Annotated in this window: 13 protein-coding genes; 4 read left to right on the plus strand and 9 right to left on the minus strand. The window is 71.5% G+C overall.

Features of this window, described 5'->3' with window-relative positions:
- Positions 1-67: 67 nt before the first annotated feature.
- Entirely contained in the window at positions 68-1201 is a 1134-nt protein-coding gene (gene rarD / locus ACGFR7_RS27225; RefSeq protein ID WP_393324297.1) for an EamA family transporter RarD, read from the plus strand.
- On the opposite strand, the gene ACGFR7_RS27230 is transcribed toward rarD, so the two are convergent.
- From ACGFR7_RS27230 to ACGFR7_RS27255, 6 genes are all read right to left on the minus strand, one after another.
- Positions 1191-2060, minus strand: a complete 870-nt coding sequence (locus ACGFR7_RS27230) for an ABC transporter permease (RefSeq protein WP_393324300.1) — start codon at positions 2058-2060, stop codon at positions 1191-1193. The two genes, rarD and ACGFR7_RS27230, sit on opposite strands and share 11 nt — an antisense overlap.
- Positions 2047-3186 (minus strand): ATP-binding cassette domain-containing protein, encoded by a 1140-nt coding sequence (locus tag ACGFR7_RS27235; protein ID WP_393324303.1) that lies wholly within the window; start codon positions 3184-3186, stop codon positions 2047-2049. Before ACGFR7_RS27235 ends, ACGFR7_RS27230 begins: the two co-directional genes overlap by 14 nt.
- Before the next feature lie 203 nt (positions 3187-3389).
- Positions 3390-4658, minus strand: a complete 1269-nt coding sequence (locus ACGFR7_RS27240; RefSeq protein ID WP_393324306.1) for an outer membrane lipoprotein carrier protein LolA — start codon at positions 4656-4658, stop codon at positions 3390-3392.
- Positions 4659-5111: 453 nt separating this feature from the next.
- The gene (locus ACGFR7_RS27245) at positions 5112-6125 is read right to left on the minus strand and encodes a polyprenyl synthetase family protein (RefSeq protein WP_393324309.1); all 1014 of its coding nucleotides are present in this window, start codon (positions 6123-6125) and stop codon (positions 5112-5114) included.
- Between the two features lie 630 nt (positions 6126-6755).
- A complete protein-coding gene (locus tag ACGFR7_RS27250; protein WP_393324312.1) occupies positions 6756-7958 on the minus strand; it encodes an FAD-dependent oxidoreductase in 1203 nt (400 codons plus the stop codon).
- Positions 7955-9235: an ATP-grasp domain-containing protein gene (locus ACGFR7_RS27255; protein WP_393324315.1), complete on the minus strand. Its 1281-nt coding sequence runs from the start codon at positions 9233-9235 to the stop codon at positions 7955-7957. The genes ACGFR7_RS27250 and ACGFR7_RS27255 overlap by 4 nt, the downstream gene beginning before the upstream one ends.
- Before the next feature lie 285 nt (positions 9236-9520).
- Here ACGFR7_RS27255 and fahA point away from each other — a divergent pair, with 285 nt between their 5' ends.
- The 3 genes from fahA to ACGFR7_RS27270 all read left to right on the plus strand — a co-directional run bounded on the left by fahA (position 9521) and on the right by ACGFR7_RS27270 (position 11810).
- Positions 9521-10723, plus strand: a complete 1203-nt coding sequence (gene fahA, locus ACGFR7_RS27260; RefSeq protein WP_393324542.1) for a fumarylacetoacetase — start codon at positions 9521-9523, stop codon at positions 10721-10723.
- Positions 10629-11135 (plus strand): GPP34 family phosphoprotein, encoded by a 507-nt coding sequence (locus ACGFR7_RS27265; RefSeq protein ID WP_393324317.1) that lies wholly within the window; start codon positions 10629-10631, stop codon positions 11133-11135. Before fahA ends, ACGFR7_RS27265 begins: the two co-directional genes overlap by 95 nt.
- Positions 11136-11324: 189 nt before the next feature.
- Positions 11325-11810, plus strand: coding sequence for a hypothetical protein (locus tag ACGFR7_RS27270; protein ID WP_393324320.1), 486 nt, complete (start codon positions 11325-11327; stop codon positions 11808-11810).
- Between the two features lie 85 nt (positions 11811-11895).
- Here the strand turns inward: ACGFR7_RS27270 and nuoN are convergent, their stop codons facing one another.
- Genes nuoN through nuoL form a run of 3 tightly spaced genes read right to left on the minus strand, consistent with a single transcriptional unit; the run spans position 11896 to position 17114 of the window.
- On the minus strand, positions 11896-13548 hold the full coding sequence (gene nuoN, locus ACGFR7_RS27275) for an NADH-quinone oxidoreductase subunit NuoN (RefSeq protein ID WP_393324323.1): 1653 nt from the start codon (positions 13546-13548) through the stop codon (positions 11896-11898).
- Positions 13545-15203 carry an NADH-quinone oxidoreductase subunit M gene (locus tag ACGFR7_RS27280; protein WP_393324325.1) on the minus strand — a complete coding sequence of 553 codons (1659 nt, stop codon included), beginning with the start codon at positions 15201-15203 and terminating at the stop codon, positions 13545-13547. Before ACGFR7_RS27280 ends, nuoN begins: the two co-directional genes overlap by 4 nt.
- Positions 15204-15206: 3 nt before the next feature.
- The gene (gene nuoL / locus ACGFR7_RS27285) at positions 15207-17114 is read right to left on the minus strand and encodes an NADH-quinone oxidoreductase subunit L (RefSeq protein ID WP_393324328.1); all 1908 of its coding nucleotides are present in this window, start codon (positions 17112-17114) and stop codon (positions 15207-15209) included.
- Position 17115 lies beyond the last annotated feature (1 nt).

Below are 17115 nucleotides of genomic sequence, written 5' to 3' on the forward strand. Positions count from 1 at the left end.
CGTATGACAGCCGGGCAGGGCGGCGCTACTTTCGCAGAGGCGGCAAAGCACCATGCGGAGGTCCCCCTTGCAGCCTCGAAGCGATCAGCGTGTCGGTCTTGCCTACGGTTTCGCCGCCTACACCATGTGGGGCCTGCTGCCGCTCTACTGGCATCTGCTGGACGCCGCCTCGCCGTCCGAGATCCTGGCCCATCGCATGGTGTGGTCGCTGCCCGTCGCCGTCGTCATCCTGGCGGTGCTGCGCCGCTGGTCCTGGATCGGCCCGTTGCTGCGGCAGCCCAGGAGGCTCGGGCTGATCCTGGTCTGCTCCCTGGTCATCTCGGCGAACTGGTTCCTCTACATCTGGTCGGTCAACGCCGGGCATGTCCTGGAGGCCTCGCTCGGCTATTTCATCAACCCGCTGGTCAGCATCGCCTTCGGCGTAGTGGTGCTGCGCGAGCGGCTGCGGCCGCTGCAGTGGACGGCGGTGGGGGTCGGCCTCCTCGCCGTCGTCGCGATGACCGTCGCGTACGGCAAGGTGCCCTGGATCGCGCTCGGGCTGGCCTTCTCGTTCGCGACATACGGGCTGGTCAAGAAGGGCATCAAGCTCGACGGGATCGAGGGCTTCAGCGCCGAGACGGCCCTCCAGCTGCTGCCCGCGCTGGGGGTCCTGGTCTTCCTCGCCCTCCACGGCGAGTCCCGCTTCACCACCGGCGGGGTGGGCCAGGCACTGCTGCTCTCGGGCTGCGGTATCGCGACGGCGGTGCCGCTGATCTGCTTCGGCGCCTCGGCCGTGCGGCTGCCGCTGACGGTGATCGGGATGATGCAGTATCTGGCGCCGACCTTTCAGTTCCTGCTGGGGCTCACCGTTTTCCACGAGCGGATGCCGCCGGAGCGCTGGGCCGGGTTCGCTCTGGTGTGGGCGGCCCTGACGCTACTGACCTGGGACGCCCTGCGGACCGCACGGCGGGGGCGGACGGCGCTGGCCGATGCCACGGCGCGGGCGGGCGAGGCGGCGGCGCGGGCGGGCGAGGCGGCCGGGGGCGGGACGGGGGCCAGGGCCGGGGCCGGGCCCGAGGTGGTGCAGGCGGCGGAAGCGGACCGGGCAGCGGAAGCGGCGGCGGGCCGGTCGGCGGAAGCGGACCGGGCAGCGGAAGCAGTGGCGGGAAGGCCCTCCGGGGCACCGGACGCGACGCCGCGGCCCGGCGGCCTCACCCGGTGATGTCCCGGGTGGTGAAGCGCGCCCAGGCCGCCGAGCCGAACACCACGGCGTACAGCGCCTGCAGGCCGAGGTTCTTCTGCAACTGGTCCCAGTAGACGGGGTCGCGGAGCAGGTCCGCGAACGACAGCCAGTAGTGCGGGAAGAGATAGGGCTGGATGGCGTGCAGCTGCGGGAGGGTGTCCAGGATCTGCACGGTGATCAGCAGGCCGACCGTGGTCGCCATGGCGGCGATACCGCTGGTGGTGAGTGCCGAGATGAACAGGCCGACGGCGGCCACTCCGATGAGGGACAGCGCCACCGCGACCGCGATGGCCAGCGCCCGCAGCAGTCCCTCGCCGAAGGACAGGGACGTCCCCGAGAGCAGGGTGACCTCGCCCAGGGGGAAGAGCAGCGCGCCGGTGGCCAGGGCGGAGAGCGCCACGACCAGGGTGCCCACCAGGCAGAACGTCAGGACCGTGGCGTATTTGACCAGTAGCAGGCGGGTGCGGCCCGCGGGAGCCACCAGGAGATAGCGCAGCGTCCCGCCATGGGCCTCACCGGCGAGGGAGTCGCCCGCTATCACTCCGATGGACATCGGCAGGAAGAACGGCAGCGTCACCGCGAGCGAGGTGAAGACCAGGAAGAGGCCGTTGTGGGTGACCTGCGAGAGGAACGCCGGGCCGCCACCGCCACCGCCCGAGCCGCCGCCGTCGCCCGTCTCGATCTTGACGGCGATACCGACCAGGACCGGTACCCCCGCGAGCACCGCCAGCAGCGCGAGGGTGCGCCAGCGCCGGAACGTCGTAGCGATCTCACTGCGCAGCAGACCCAGCGACCACAGCGGTCGGGGCGCGCGCACCGCCGCCTCAGCCTGCGACATCGAAGCCCTCCCCGGTCAGCTGAACGAAGACATCCTCCAGCGACGCCCGCTCCCTGCCGAACCCACGGACCCGTACACCGGCATGCACCAGCGCGGCGTTGAGATCCGCCAGATCCGCCAGGTCCGGCAGGTCCGCCAGGTCCGGCAGCGCCCCGCTGTCCGGTGTGCCCATGGGCGCGGGCGGGTCCGGGAGTTCGCCGGTCACCCGGTCGCCGGTGACCTCCAGGCCGGTCAGACCGTGCTCTTTCAGGACCCGGACCGCGTCGGCCGGGTCAGGGGTGGTCACCGTCAGCCGGCCGTGGCCGCGCGAGTCGAGGACCGTGGCGGAGAGGTCGGCGACCGTGCCCTGGGTGATCAGCCGGCCGCGGGCCATCACCGCGGCATGGGTGCAGACCTGCTCGATCTCGTCGAGGAGATGGGAGGAGAGGAAGACGGTGGTGCCGTCCGCCGCGAGTGCGCGGATCAGCGCACGGATCTCCCGCATGCCCTGGGGGTCCAGGCCATTGGTCGGTTCGTCGAGGACCAGCAGCTCACGGGGCTGGAGCAGGGCCGCGGCCAGACCGAGGCGCTGCTTCATGCCGAGGGAGTAGGCGCGCGCCTTCTTGCCGGCCGCGGCGGCCAGGCCCACCCGCTCCAGTGCGTGCCCGACCCGTTCGGCACGGGTACGGGGATCGGCGAGCGGGTCGGCGGCGTCGAACCGGCGGAGATTGTCCCGCCCGCTGAGGAAGCCGTAGTGCGCCGGGCCCTCGATCAGCGCGCCGACCTTGGGGAGCACCCGGCGGACCGCGGCCGGCATCGGCTGTCCCAGCACCCGGGCGCTGCCGGCGCTCGCCTCGATCAGGCCCATCAGCATGCGGATGGTGGTGGTCTTGCCGGAGCCGTTGGGTCCGAGGAAGCCGAAGACACTGCCCCGCGGTACGGCCAGATCAAGTCCGTCGACCGCGAGCTGGCCGCCACGGTAGGCCTTGGTCAGCCCACGCGTCTCGATCGCCGGCTCCCCTGCCGCCCGGCGGGCGGGCCCGTCGTCGCCGGGGCGGGCGTCGTCGGGCGCGCGGGAACCGGCGGCCGGGCGGGCGCCATCGGGTGGCTGGGCGCCGTCGGGCGCCGAGGCGATGGGCTGTGGCATCGGCTCCCCCGACGTCGTACGGATATGGCCACGAGCCGCACCGCGCCACCCGCCGAGGGGCGGCACGGTGCTCCCGCTCTTCTGCACGTCTGCGCTCGCGCACGTCTGCGCTTGCGCACTTGTGCACGTCCGCGCTTCTGCGCTTCTGCGCTTCTGCGCTTCTGTATTTACTTGGCGGTTCCGCGCTGCCGCGCGGTGGCCCGTTACTTGGCGGCGTTGGCCGCGTCGATCAGGGCCTGCTTGTCGACGGCGCCGACGTAGACCGTGCCCTTGTCCGTGACCAGGGCATTGACCAGGCGGGTGCTGAAGACCCGGCCGGAGCCGAAGGAGCTGTGCACCTTCTCGCCGATGCTGTCCAGGAACTTGCCCGCGTCGCCGCCGGCGCTCTGCTCCTTGCCGGAGGGCAGGCCGGGGCCGGTGCCCTTGATCGTGGCGATGGACGTCCAGCCCTTGCCGATGACGTTCAGCCCGCCCATGTCCTTCTTGAAGTCCTTCGCGCCCTGATGGGACCGGAGGTTCTTGCCGTGCTCGCGCTGCGCCTTCGCCCCTGCCTTGTCGCCGTCGACGACCTTGGCGCCCTTGGGCGGAGTGAAGGAGAACGTGCTCGCGGCGGGCTTGGCGAAGTCGACGTTCGTGTAACCGACGTCGATGGCGGCCGCGCCACCGCTCTTGGGGGTCAGGGTGAACTTCAGCGGCACGCCGTTGGAGGCGTCCACCGCGACCCGGATCGAGCCGACCGTCGAGGCGGCCTGCTTGGGCTTGATCAGCAGCTGGTAGGCGTCCCGCCCGGCGACCGTGGCGGTGCCGTCGACGGTGACCGAGGTCGTGTCGCCGGCCGCCTTCAGGGCCTGCTTCGCAAGGTCCTGCGGGGTGGCACCCTTCAGGTCCTTGGGCAGGCCCTCGGGCGCCCGGTGCTGCTTGCCGTGCCGGCCGGCGTCGGGTGCGGTGCTGTGCACCGCGGTGTTGCTGCCGCTGTCGTAGGCCCAGACCTCGTTGCCGTTGTGGACCAGGCTGTACTCGGCGGCCTTGTCGACGATCGACACCCGCTGCTTCTCGGGGCCGTCGGCCGCGACACGCAGCGTGTGCGCACCGGACGCCAGCTCCATCAGCTTGTTCTGGGGCGCTGCGGAGGCGCCCTCGCCGCTCTTCCCGCCGGGGGCCTGGCCGCCGCCGAAGCCGCCCGCCGCACCACCGGCGCCCGGCAGGGACGGCAGACCGAGGTCGGTGGTGACCTGGACCGTGCCGGAAAGCTGCTGGACATCCGACTTGGCGACCTTGGCTATCAGGTCCTGCGCCGAGATCTTCGGCAGGTCCGGAGAACCGGAGCCGGCGAACGCCGGGACCAGCCCGATCGTGGCCGCCGCCACTCCCGCCACGGCAACCGGTACGCCGTACCGCACCGCCTTACGGCGCCTGGGGGAGCGCCCCTCGTCCCATCCGTCGGTGACCTGTGTCGGTTCGTTCCGTGGCATCTGCCCTACCTCCGTCGTATGCGGCGGTTGCTGCGCTGTCCACCCGTCACCCCTGGGGCTCATTGTGACCGTCCGCCGCGCTCTGGTGCTTTCCATCTCACCAAATCGCCTCACGAATAACGTCACCCAGCGGGAGCAAGTCGTCCTACTGCTGAGGTATGACGCATGGTCACCCCAGGTCGGAGTCCGTACCCCAGGAGTCTGAGCGTTCCCTAGGGGATGCGGGGACCTGCTCTGGGGGATGCGGGGCGCCGGCACCGCAGAGGTGCAGGGCACAGGCACCGAGGAGGTAGGGGGCGCAGGCGGCGGAGCGATGCGGAACCCCGGCACGAAGCCGGGCACGGAACCCTGGGCACGGAACCCGGGCACGGCCACGGAACACCCGCACAGAGCACCCGCACACAACCCGGGCACGGCCCCGCGGCACCGAGCACTGGCCCCCGCAGGGAGACCTCAGCCCGCCCGGTGCACCACCGCGTCGCAGAGCCCTTCCAGGGCCGACTTGGCCGTGCAGGACGGCAGCGGCGCCAGCATCGCGCGGGCCTCCTGCGCATAGCGCACGGTGTCGCGGCGGGCCTCTTCGAGCGCCGGGTGGGCGCGCAGGCCGGCCAGTGCCTCGGCATGCCGGGCGTCGTCCGTGAGGTCGCCGGACAGCAGCTCGGCAAGGGCGCGGTCCTCGGCCGTACCGGCGTCGCTCTCGGCGCGTGCCCGCAGATGCAGCACGGGCAGCGTCGGGATGCCCTCCCGCAGGTCCGTGCCGGGCGTCTTGCCCGATTCATGCGAATCGCTGGCGATGTCCAGCACGTCGTCGGCCAGCTGGAAGGCGGTGCCCAGCCGCTCTCCGTACTGGGTGAGGATGTTGACCGTCGACTCATCGGCGCCCGACATCATCGCGCCGAACCGGCACGCGACGGCGATCAGCGAGCCGGTCTTGCCGGCGAGGACGTCCAGATAGTGGCTGATGGGGTCGCGGCCGTCGCGCGGGCCCGCGGTCTCCAGGATCTGGCCGGTCACCAGGCGTTCGAACGCCTCCGCCTGGATCCGGACCGCGTCAGGGCCGAGGTCGGCGAGGATGTGTGAGGCGCGGGCGAACAGGAAGTCGCCGGTCAGCACCGCGACGGAGTTGCCCCAGCGGGCGTTGGCGCTGGCCACGCCGCGGCGCACATCGGCCTCGTCCATCACGTCGTCGTGATACAGCGTCGCGAGATGCGTCAGCTCCACGACGACCGCGGAGGGCACCACGCCCGGGCTGTAGGGGTCACCGAATTGGGCGGCCAGCGTCACCAGCAGCGGCCGGAACCGCTTACCGCCCGCGCGCACGAGGTGCTGCGCGGCTTCGGTGATGAACGGCACGTCGCTTTTGGTGGCCTCCAGCAGGCCCTCCTCGACAGCCGCCAACCCGGCCTGGACATCGGCCTCAAGAGCCTGGTCCCGCACGCTCAGCCCGAAGGGCCCGACGACGGTCACGAGGGGTACTCCTGTCTGCTGACGATCAAACTGAATGTCGATCTGTCGCTGTCTCCACCGTTGGCCAGCGTATCCGGTCGCAGTTCGATCACCGTGAGCGCCCGCCCCCCGAACCGCCCGGGAAGCACAGCGACCCGGCCGACAGGTTCTGGATCACCTGTTGACGAGAGTGTGACGCGGGAGCATGGGCTCCGGCAACGAGAGGAGTATTTCCGGCCTGCTTCTTGTCCGGCAAGGCCTCCCGCCCGGCCAGGGCACGGCGGCCCCGCTCGCTTCCGCGCCCGCCTTCCGCGCCTCCGCGCCCGTCTCCCCCTCGCCGGAATCGCCGCGGTTTCGTCCGGAATCACCGCCGCTGCGTCCACAATCACCGCAGCGTCCCGCGAAAGCGCCCCAGCTCCCCCGAAATCACCGCGGCCTCCGGCGAAAGCCCCGCAGCGCAGGGTGACTTCCCTCGCCGGAGACGAGCCGCGGGGCCCACCGGAAGCAGCGCCACCGGCTCACCTCACCCGCAGGCCCGCTCCGCGGTAGTCCCTCTCACCCGCAGGGCCGCTCCCCCGAAGCCCTTCTCACCCGCAGGACCGCTCCCCCCTAGCCCTTCTCACCCGCAGACCCGCTCCCCCGAAGCCCTTCTCACCGGTAGACCCGCGCCACCGCCCGTGCCAGTCGCGGCGAGGCGAACTCCGTGCCGCACACGAAGCGCATCACCGGCCCGAACGAGGCGGCCGCCGGCAACCCCGTGAAGTACAGCCCCGGTACGGACGAGCCGAAGCCCGCGTCCAGCAGCGGCCCGCCGGCCCGCGTCACGATGCCGGTGCGCAGCCCCTGGCCCAGGAAATCCAGTGCCGCCAGGTCCATCCGGTAGCCCGTCGCCGCCAGCACATGGTCGGCGGCGAGCTCCCCGCCCTGCCCGTCGGCCCCGCGCAGCGCCAGCACGGGACGGCCGTCACGGACCGTGGCCCGTACGATCCGCCGCCCCTGCGTCACCTGCACCCGGCCGGCGAAACGGTCCCGCAGCCACCACGCCCCCAGCGGGCCGAGCACCCGCCGCACCAGATACCGCCGGGCGGGCACCGGCAGCCGGCGAAAGCCGCCGGCGTAATACGTCAGCGCATGCAGCGACCAGGCGTTGCCGAACGGCGACGGCGGCCGCAGACGGGGCTGGCGGTCCGGCGGCGCACCGAAGCCCACCGCGGCCTGGCCGCGTGCCACCACCCGTACGGATGCCGCGCCCGCTTCGGCGAGCAGCACGGCGCTCTCCAGCGCCGACTGTCCGGCACCGATCACCACCACCTCGCGGCCGGCCAGCGCGGACAGGTCGTGGTGCTGCGAACTGTGCGAGACCGGCCCCGTGGCGGACGGCCCGTCCGGGATCGCGGCGGCCAGCTCCCGCGGCAACTGGGCCAGCCCGCTCAGGCCGGTGGCCACGACCACGGCCCGCGCGCCGACCTGCTCCCCGCTGTCCAGCTTCAGCTCGAAGCCGTCGCCCCGCCGGTCCACCGAGACCACCCTGACCTGCTCCAGATCGGGGACCGTTCGCTGCTGCACCCACTGCCCGTACCGGATGAACACCTCGATGGGGACGATGTCCCAGTCCGAGGCGTAGGGCCCCTCCCCCGTCTCCGCGCAGAAGTCGCCGAGAGTGCGGCCGGGCTGCGGGACGTCGATGGTGGAAGCCGCCGGCGTCGACTTGAGCAGCATGCCCGCGGGCATCTGCGTGCGCCAGCTCGCCATCGGCGCCCCGAAGACCCGCACCGGCACACCGCGCGCCCGTAAATGCGCGGCCGTCGACACGCCGTACGGGCCGGCCCCGATGACCGCTACCGGAGTGCTCACTTCGGTCCCTCCCCTTGCCTGAGTGGTGCCTCGGTACCCGCCCGGCGGCCCGCCCGCCGCAGCTGTCTCAGATGCCGGGCGCCCGGCCCGACGGACCGCGCCAGCATCGTGAAGAACGGCAGCGGGTCGTCGCCCGCGAACCACGCCAGCTCGGTGCCCGAGGCCCGCGCCGGAGCGTGCGGCGGGCGCGGGCCGCTGCGCCGGTACGCGAGCCGGGCGGGCAGATCGACGTTCTCGACGACGAAGCGGCGCCCGGCCCGTTGCGCCCCCTGGGGGACGGTGCGACCGGTGAGTTCCAGATGCTGGGCACGGACGACATCCACCCCGGCGGCGTTCTCGAAGAGCCGGAACTGCGCGCCCATCCGCGGATTGAAGTCCAGCAGCTTGTACCGGCCGTCGCGGCGGTCGAACCGCCAGTCCAGATCGGCGATACCGGTGAACCCGATGCGGTCGGCGAACTCCGCCGACATGGTGGCGAGTTCCGGGTTGTCGACGACGTACGCGCAGGCCGTCATGCCGGCATGCGGCGGCCACGAGCGCACTTTGACCCCGGTGAACAGCGCCAGCGGCGCACGGTCCGCGCCGAAGCAGGCGTGCACGATCCAGTCCTCGGCCTGCTCCCGCGGCAGGTACTCCTGCAGGATCACGCCCGGCCGCGGCCCCCAGTCACGGGCCAGATCCAGCAACTGGTCCGGCCCTCCTATCCGGGTCGTCCCCGCGACGGCGGGCCGTTTGCGCCGGATGAACGCCTCGCGGTTCTTGGCCACCACCGGGAAGCGCGCCCGCCCGGCGTACGCCTCGATATCCGCGTACGAACCAGGGAAGACGGCGGCCGGCGAGGGCACTCCATGGGCCGCGCACAGTTCGTACAGGCCCTGTTTGCTGGCCAGCCGGCGCGGCAGTCCGGGCGCGACCCGAGGGAAAAGGAACGATCCCGCGAGCGCTTCGGCATGCTCGGCTATCAGCACGGCCGCCTCTTCGTCGGTGGGGAGCAGCAGCGTCGGCCGGCCGATCCGCCGGCCGATCCGCAGCAGCCCCGTCACCAGCCGGTCCGGCTCCTCCCGCCCGGTGGTCGGCCAGACGAAACGGCCGCGGAGATAGCGGGAGAGGGCCGCAGGGGTGAAGCGGTCCTCCGTCACGGCGTACATGGGCACCCCGAGCCGCCCCAGGCTGCGGATCGCCCCCACACCTCCGTGGTGCAGGGGGTAAGCCCCGATCTTCACGATCAGCCCCGGAACGCTCCGGTCGACCGCGAGCCGTGCGGCACTGCGAGCCACGTGTCCCCCCAACGGCGCGGTCCCTCCCCGGCCCGCGCCAGGAAAGGAAGCTAGGCCCGAATTGCGCAGTGCAGCAAGGCTTTTCCGGACATTGCCGATGCTTGAGGGCGCATCACACGGCGCGCCCGCCGTCCGAATCCGTACGCCTCCACACCCTCGCGCCCCATGACCGCCCCGCGGGTCACCGCCCGGCCGTACGCTGATCGTCGGCGCCGTCGGCCGCCGGGCCACCAGGCCCGGCCGGCCCGGCCGTCCACCGGCGACGACGAACGCGAGGAGCTGTCCATGCCCGAGCAGAGCCCGTTCGACCTGGCAGAAGGCGACCCCTTCGGCCCGCACAACCTGCCCTACGGTGTGTTCAGCACCGCCGACGCGCCCGGTCAGCGGCGCCTCGGCGTCCGCTACGGCGACCGGGTCCTCGATCTGAGCGCACTGCCGAGCGCACTGCCCGCCGCCATCCACCCGCACGCCGAACTGCTCGCGGCCCCGACCCTCAACCCGCTGCTGGCGGCCGGCCGTCCCGTCTGGCAGCAGATCCGGGCGGCCGTCCGCAGCGCCGTGACCGACCCGGCGCACCGCGACGAAGTGGCACCGCTGTTCCATCCGCTCGCCGAGGTCACGCTGCACCTCCCCTTCGAGGTCGCCGACTACGTCGACTTCTACGCCAGCGAGCACCACGCCACCAACGTCGGCCGGATCTTCCGCCCGGACGCCGCGGCGCTGACCCCCAACTGGAAGCACCTGCCGATCGGTTACCACGGCCGGGCGGGCACCGTCGTCGTCAGCGGCACCCCGGTCGTCCGGCCGCACGGTCAGCGCAAGGCCCCCGCGGACGAGGCCCCCTCCTTCGGCCCCTCCCTCCGCCTCGACATCGAGGCCGAGGTCGGCTTCGTCGTCGGTACGCCCTCCACGTTGCACGAGCCCGTCCCGCAGGAAGCCTTCCGCGACCACGTCTTCGGCGTCTGCCTCCTCAACGACTGGTCCGCGCGCGACATCCAGGCCTGGGAGTACGTGCCGCTCGGTCCCTTCCTGGGCAAGTCCTTCGCCACCTCCGTCTCCGCCTGGATCACCCCGCTCGACGCCCTCGACGAGGCCCGGACGACGCCGCCCGCCCGGGACGTGCCGCTGCTGCCCTACCTCGACGACGCGGGCGCGGAGCCGGGCGGCATCGACATCCGGATCGAGGTGCGCATCAACGGCGAGACCGTCTCCCGGCCGCCGTTCTCCACCATGTACTGGACGGCCGCCCAGCAGCTCGCCCATATGACCGTCAACGGCGCCTCGCTGCGCACCGGCGACCTGTTCGCCTCCGGCACCGTCTCCGGGCCCGACCCCGACCAGCTCGGCTGCCTGCTGGAACTCACCCAGGGCAAGGGCCCCTACCTCCAGGACGGTGACGAGGTCACTCTCGCCGCCTGGGCACCCGGCCCCGAGGGCACCCGGATCGGCCTGGGCGAGGTCACCGGCCGCATCCTGCCCGCGGGATGACCGGCACGCCGCTCACCCTCCCGGAGAAGAGAAGCTGCTGCTGCTCGCCCTCGACCCGGTCCGCGGCCGGCCGCTGAACCACGGCGCGTACCTGCGGGACGGGCCGGCCGGCGCGGCGCCGGCCGATCTGGAGGGGGCCGGGCGGATCACCGTCGAGGGCCGCGACCGGATCGTGGTGGCCAACCCGCTGCCGCTGGGCGATCCGGTGCTGGACGGCGCGCCGGCGGCGCTGCCGGGACCGGACAAGCAGCGCCGGGGCAGCACGGCCCGGCGCTGGGTGCGCGGCGCCGGACGGCCCGTTCAGGAGCTGTGTCTGCGCCGGCTGGAGGAGCGCGGCGCGGTGTCCGGCGGGGACCGGACGAGACCGGTGGGTACCGGACGAGACCGGTGGGGACCGGACGAGACCGGCTGAGGCCGGAGGGAACCGTACGAGACGGGACGAGACCAGCCGATATGCGGCAGACGCGCCCATCCGTCCCGTCCGGTGTCCCGTTACGTCACAGCCCCACACCAAGTCCGTACCGGCGTCGCCGCGGTCGGGGATCCGTCCCGGACCGCTGCTAGCCTCACGGGTCCCTGACCCACAACGGAGGAGACGTACGTGCGCAAGGCAGCACAGATCGCCGGGGCGGCAGCCATCGCCGCGATGCTGCTCAGCGGTTGCGGAAGCAGCGGCGACAACGGCAGCGACAGCAAGCCGAGCAAGACGCCGCAGGCCGCGCCGTCGACTCCGGGGGGCGCCGACAAGAGCGGGGGCCCGGGCTCGGTCGAGGGTGCCTGGAAGGCCGGCACGAAGAGCAGCCCGCTGATCCTGGTGATCAGCAAGGGCACCGTCGCCTTCAGCAACGGGCACAAGGCCGCCTGCCTGGGCAAGGTCCAGGAGATGGCCGGGATGACCATGGCCGCCATCAAGTGCACCGACAAGGACACCACCCGCACCATGGGCACCCTCAAGCCCGCTGCCGACGGCAAGACCCTGACCGTCGACTGGAAGAACGGGCCCACCGAGAAGTACACCAAGTCCAGCGACGGCAGCGTGAAGGTGCCCGACATGCCGGAGCTGCCGAGCGGTATGCCCAAGAGCTGACCGCCCGCCGCACGACGGACGGCCGCCGCCCGGAACCCCCCGAGGGCTCCGGGCGGCGGCCGTTGTCGTGGCGCGCCGCCGGATCTCAGCGCACGAAGACCCCGGCCTGGCCGGCCAGGTCGAGGAAGTACTGCGGCGCCAGGCCGAGCACCAGCGTGGCCGTGACACCGACGGCGATGGCCGTGGTCGTCAGCGGGCTGGGCACCGCGACGGTCGGGCCGTCCGCCTTGGGCTCGTTGAAGAACATCAGCACGATCACGCGGATGTAGAAGAACGCCGCGATGGCCGACGAGATCACGCCGACGACCACCAGCCAGCCCGCGCCGCTTTGCGCCGCCGCCTTGAACACCGCGAACTTTCCGGCGAAACCGGAGGTCAGCGGGATACCGGCGAAGGCCAGCAGAAAGACCGCGAAGACCGCGGCCACCAGCGGCGAACGCCGGCCGAGCCCGGCCCACTTGGACAGCGCGGTGGCCTCGCCGCCCGCGTCCCGCACCAGGGTGACCACGGCGAAGGCGCCGAGCGTCACGAAGGAGTAGGCGCCGAGGTAGAAGAGCACCGAGGAGATGCCGTCCTCGCTGGTGGCGATGACGCCGGCGAGGATGAAGCCGGCGTGGGCGATGGAGGAGTAGGCCAGCAGCCGCTTGATGTCGGTCTGGGTGATGGCGACGATCGCTCCGCCCAGCATCGTGAGGATCGCGACGCCCCACATCACCGGCTGCCAGTCCCAGCGCAGGCCCGGCAGGGCGACGTACAGCAGTCGCAGCAGCGCACCGAACGCGGCGACCTTGGTGGCGGCCGCCATGAAGCCCGTGACCGGGGTCGGGGCGCCCTGGTAGACGTCCGGGGTCCACATGTGGAAGGGGACCGCGCCGACCTTGAACAGCAGCCCCATCAGCACCAGCGCCGCACCGATCAGGAGCAGGGCGTCATTGCCCATCGTGCCGGCCAGCGCCGGATCGATCTGCTTGGCGCCGTCCGAGACCACCTCGGCGATCCCGGCATAGGTGACCGTGCCCGCATAGCCGTACAGCAGGGCCACGCCGAACAGCAGGAAGGCCGACGAGAAGGCGCCGAGGAGGAAGTACTTCACCGCGGCCTCCTGCGACAGCAGCCGCTGGCGGCGGGCCAGCGCGCACAGGATGTACAGCGGGAGGGAGAAGACCTCCAGCGCGATGAAGAGCGTCAGCAGATCGTTGGCCGCCGGGAAGACCAGCATCCCGCCGACCGCGAAGAGCAGGATCGGGAAGACCTCGGTGGTGGTGAACCCGGCCTTGACGGCGGCCTGTTCGGCGGCGCCGCCGGGAACGGCCGCGGCCTGGGCGGCGAAGGAGTCCACGCGCTTTCCGTGCGCCGCCGGATCGAGCCTGCGCTCGGCGAAGGTGAAGACCGCGATCAGGGACACCAGCAGGATCGTGCCCTGCAGGAACAGCGCCGGGCCGTCGACGGCGAGGGCACCCATGGCCGCGATGTGCGCCTTGGACGAGCCGAAGCCGCCGGCCGCCAGGCCGATCACCGCGGCGAACGCGGCGGCCAGCGCCACCACGGTCAGCAGCAGTTGGGAGTAGTAGCGGTGCCGGCGCGGCACGAACCCCTCGATGAGGATGCCGGCCACCGCCGCGCCGAGGACGATCAGCGTCGGCGACAGCTGGGCGTACTCGATGTGCGGCGCCGGAATCTTGCCCGGCGCACCGGACGCCGCTGTCCACAGGCTGTGGACACTTGCCACGGAACTCACTTCGCGGCCTCCACGTCTTGAGGGCGCACGGTATGACCGGCCCGGCCTCCACCGGGCACGGCGTCCACCTGCACAGGGGGCTTGGGGTCCTTCTTGTCCAGGACGGACAGGGTGTGGCCGACCGCCGGATTGACGAGGTCGGTGAGCGGTTTCGGATACACCCCGAGGAAGAGCAGCAGCGCGATCAGCGGCGCCACCACGACCAGCTCCCGCACCCGCAGGTCCGGCATGCTCCGCACGTCCGCCTTCACCGGCCCGGTCATCGTCCGCTGGTAGAGGACGAGGACGTACAGCGCGGCGAGGACGATGCCGAGGGTGGCGATGATGCCGATCACCGGATAGCGGCTGAACGTGCCGACCAGGACCAGGAATTCGCTGACGAACGGCGCCAGGCCGGGCAGCGAGAGGGTGGCCAGGCCGCCGATGAGGAACGTGCCGGCGAGGACCGGGGCGACCTTCTGGACGCCGCCGTAGTCCGCGATCATTCGCGAGCCGCGGCGGCTGATCAGGAAGCCGGCCACCAGCATCAGCGCGGCGGTCGAGATGCCGTGGTTGACCATGTAGAGCGTCGCGCCGCTCTGGCCCTGGGACGTCATCGCGAAGATGCCCATGATGATGAACCCGAAGTGGGAGATCGAGGCATAGGCGATCAGCCGCTTGATGTCCCGCTGGGCGACCGCCAGCAGCGCGCCGTACAGCACGCTGATCAGCGCGAGGACGAGGATGACCGGGGTGGCCCAGCTGCTGGCCCCGGGGAAGAGCTGGAGGCAGAAGCGGAGCATCGCGAAGGTGCCGACCTTGTCGACGACCGCGGTGATCAGCACCGCGACCGGCGAGGTCGACTCGCCCATGGCACCGGGCAGCCAGGTGTGCAGCGGCCACAGCGGCGCCTTCACCGCGAAGGCGAAGAAGAAGCCGAGGAAGAGCAGCCGTTCGGTGCCGGTGGAGATCTCCAGCTTGCCGGCCGCCCGCGCCTCGACGATCTGCTGCAGCGAGAACGTGCCGGTGCCGAGCTGGTCGGCGGTGACCGCATACAGCCCGATCACCGCGGCCAGCATGATCAGTCCGCCGGCGAGGTTGTAGAGCAGGAACTTCACCGCGGCGGACGACCGCCGGCTCGCGTCCCGCTCCTCGCCGTCCCCTCCCGCCCGGTCCCCGAAGCCGCCGATGAGGAAGTACATCGGGATCAGCATGGCTTCGAAGAAGAGGTAGAAGAGGAAGACATCGGTGGCCTCGAAGGAGAGGACCACCATCGCCTCGACGGCCAGGATCAGCGCGAAGAAGCCCTGGGTGGGCCGCCAGCGCCGGTTGGGCGTGGCCTCTTCCAGGGGGTCGGCGTCGTGCCAGCCCGCCAGGATGACGAACGGGATCAGCAGGGTGGTCAGCGCGATCAGGGCGACCGCGATGCCGTCCACACCGAGTTCGTAGCGGACACCGAAGTCGCTGATCCAGGCGTGCGATTCGGTGAGCTGGAAGGGGCCCTTGGCGCCGGGGTCGAAGCGGAACGCGACCACCAGCGCCAGCGCGAAGGTGGCCAGCGAGAACAGCAGCGCGAGCCATTTGGCCGCGGTGCGCTTGGCGGCGGGCAGCGCGGCGGTGGCGATCGCGCCGGCCGCCGGCACCACGGCCACCGCCGTCAGCAGGGGAAACGACATGGCTCAGACACCCCTCATCAGCAGGGTCGCGGCGACGAGAACGGCGGCCCCGCCCAGCATCTGGACCGCGTACGAACGGACGAATCCGGTCTGCAACCGGCGCAGCAGGCCGGAGAGTCCGCCCATCGAGGCCGCCGTGCCGTTGACCGCGCCGTCCACGAGGGTGCGGTCGAGCTGGACGAGCGTGCCGGTGAGTTCTTCCCCGCCGCGCACGAACACGACGTGGTTGAAGTCGTCCTGGAGCAGATCGCGGCGGGCCGCCCGGGTCAGCAGCGAGCCGCGCGGGGCGAGCGCCGGAACGGGCTTGCGGCCGTACATCAGCCAGGCGACGCCGACGCCGAGGAGCAGCATCACGATCGTCGAGGCGGTGACGGTGGTCGCGCTGACCGGGGAGTGGCCGTGCGCGAACGAGGTGACCGGCTCCAGCCACGTCACAAAGGCCTCGTTGATGCTGAACAGCCCGCCCGCGAAGACCGATCCGAGGGCCAGCACGATCATCGGCAGCGTCATGACCTTCGGCGACTCGTGCGGATGCACCTCGTCGGGGTCCCAGCGCTTCTCGCCGAAGAACGTCATCAGCATCACCCGGGTCATGTAGAACGCGGTGATCGCCGCGCCCAGCAGGGCCGCGCCGCCGAGGATCCAGCCCTCGGTCCCGCCCTTGGCGAACGCCGCTTCGATGATCTTGTCCTTGGAGAAGAAGCCGGACAGGCCCGGGAAGCCGATGATCGCCAGATAGCCGAGGCCGAAGGTGACGAAGGTGACCGGCAGGTACTTTCGCAGGCCGCCGTAACGGCGCATGTCCACCTCGTCGTTCATGCCGTGCATCACGGATCCGGCGCCGAGGAAGAGACCCGCCTTGAAGAAGCCGTGGGTGACCAGGTGCATGATCGCGAAGGCGTAGCCGATCGGGCCGAGGCCGGCGGCCAGGATCATGTAGCCGATCTGCGACATCGTCGAGCCGGCCAGCGCCTTCTTGATGTCGTCCTTGGCGCAACCGACGATCGCACCGAAGAGGAGGGTGACCGCACCGACCACGACGACCGCCAGCTGGGCGGTCGGCGCGGCATTGAAGATCGCCCCGGAGCGGGTGATCAGATACACGCCGGCGGTGACCATCGTGGCGGCGTGGATCAGGGCCGAGACCGGGGTCGGGCCCTCCATCGCGTCACCGAGCCAGGACTGCAGAGGCACCTGTGCCGACTTGCCGCAGGCGGCCAGCAGCAGCATCAGCCCGAGGGCGGTCAGCTTGCCCTCGGAGCCCGGCGCGGCAGCGCCTGATGTCATCGCGCCGGTGGCCGCGAGCACCGGGCCGAAGGCGAAGGTCCCGAACGTCGTGAACATCAGCATGATCGCGATGGACAGGCCCATGTCGCCGACCCGGTTGACCAGGAACGCCTTCTTGGCGGCGGTGGCCGCGCTCGGCTTGTGCTGCCAGAAGCCGATGAGGAGGTACGAGGCGAGGCCGACGCCCTCCCAGCCGACGTACAGCAGGAGGTAGTTGTCGGCGAGGACGAGCAACAGCATCGCCGCGAGGAAGAGGTTGAGGTAGCCGAAGAAGCGGCGGCGCCGCTCGTCGTGCTCCATATAGCCGATCGAGTAGATGTGGATCAGCGATCCGACACCGGTGATCAGCAGGACGAAGGTCATCGACAGCTGGTCGAGCTGGAAGGCGATATCGGCCCGGAAGCCGCCGACCGGAATCCAGCTGAACAGATGCTGGTGCAGGGCACGGTCCTCGGCGCCCTTGCCGAGCATGTCGGCGAAGAGCACCACTCCGACGGCGAACGACGCCACCGAGAACAGCGTGCCGATGAGGTGGCCGGTGCGGTCGAGTCGTGTGCCGCCGCACAACAGCAGGGCCGCACCGACCAGCGGTGCCGCGACAAGCAGCGCGATCAAGTTCTCCACT

The organism is Streptomyces sp. NPDC048516 (assembly GCF_043199875.1).
GTDB lineage: Bacteria > Actinomycetota > Actinomycetes > Streptomycetales > Streptomycetaceae > Streptomyces.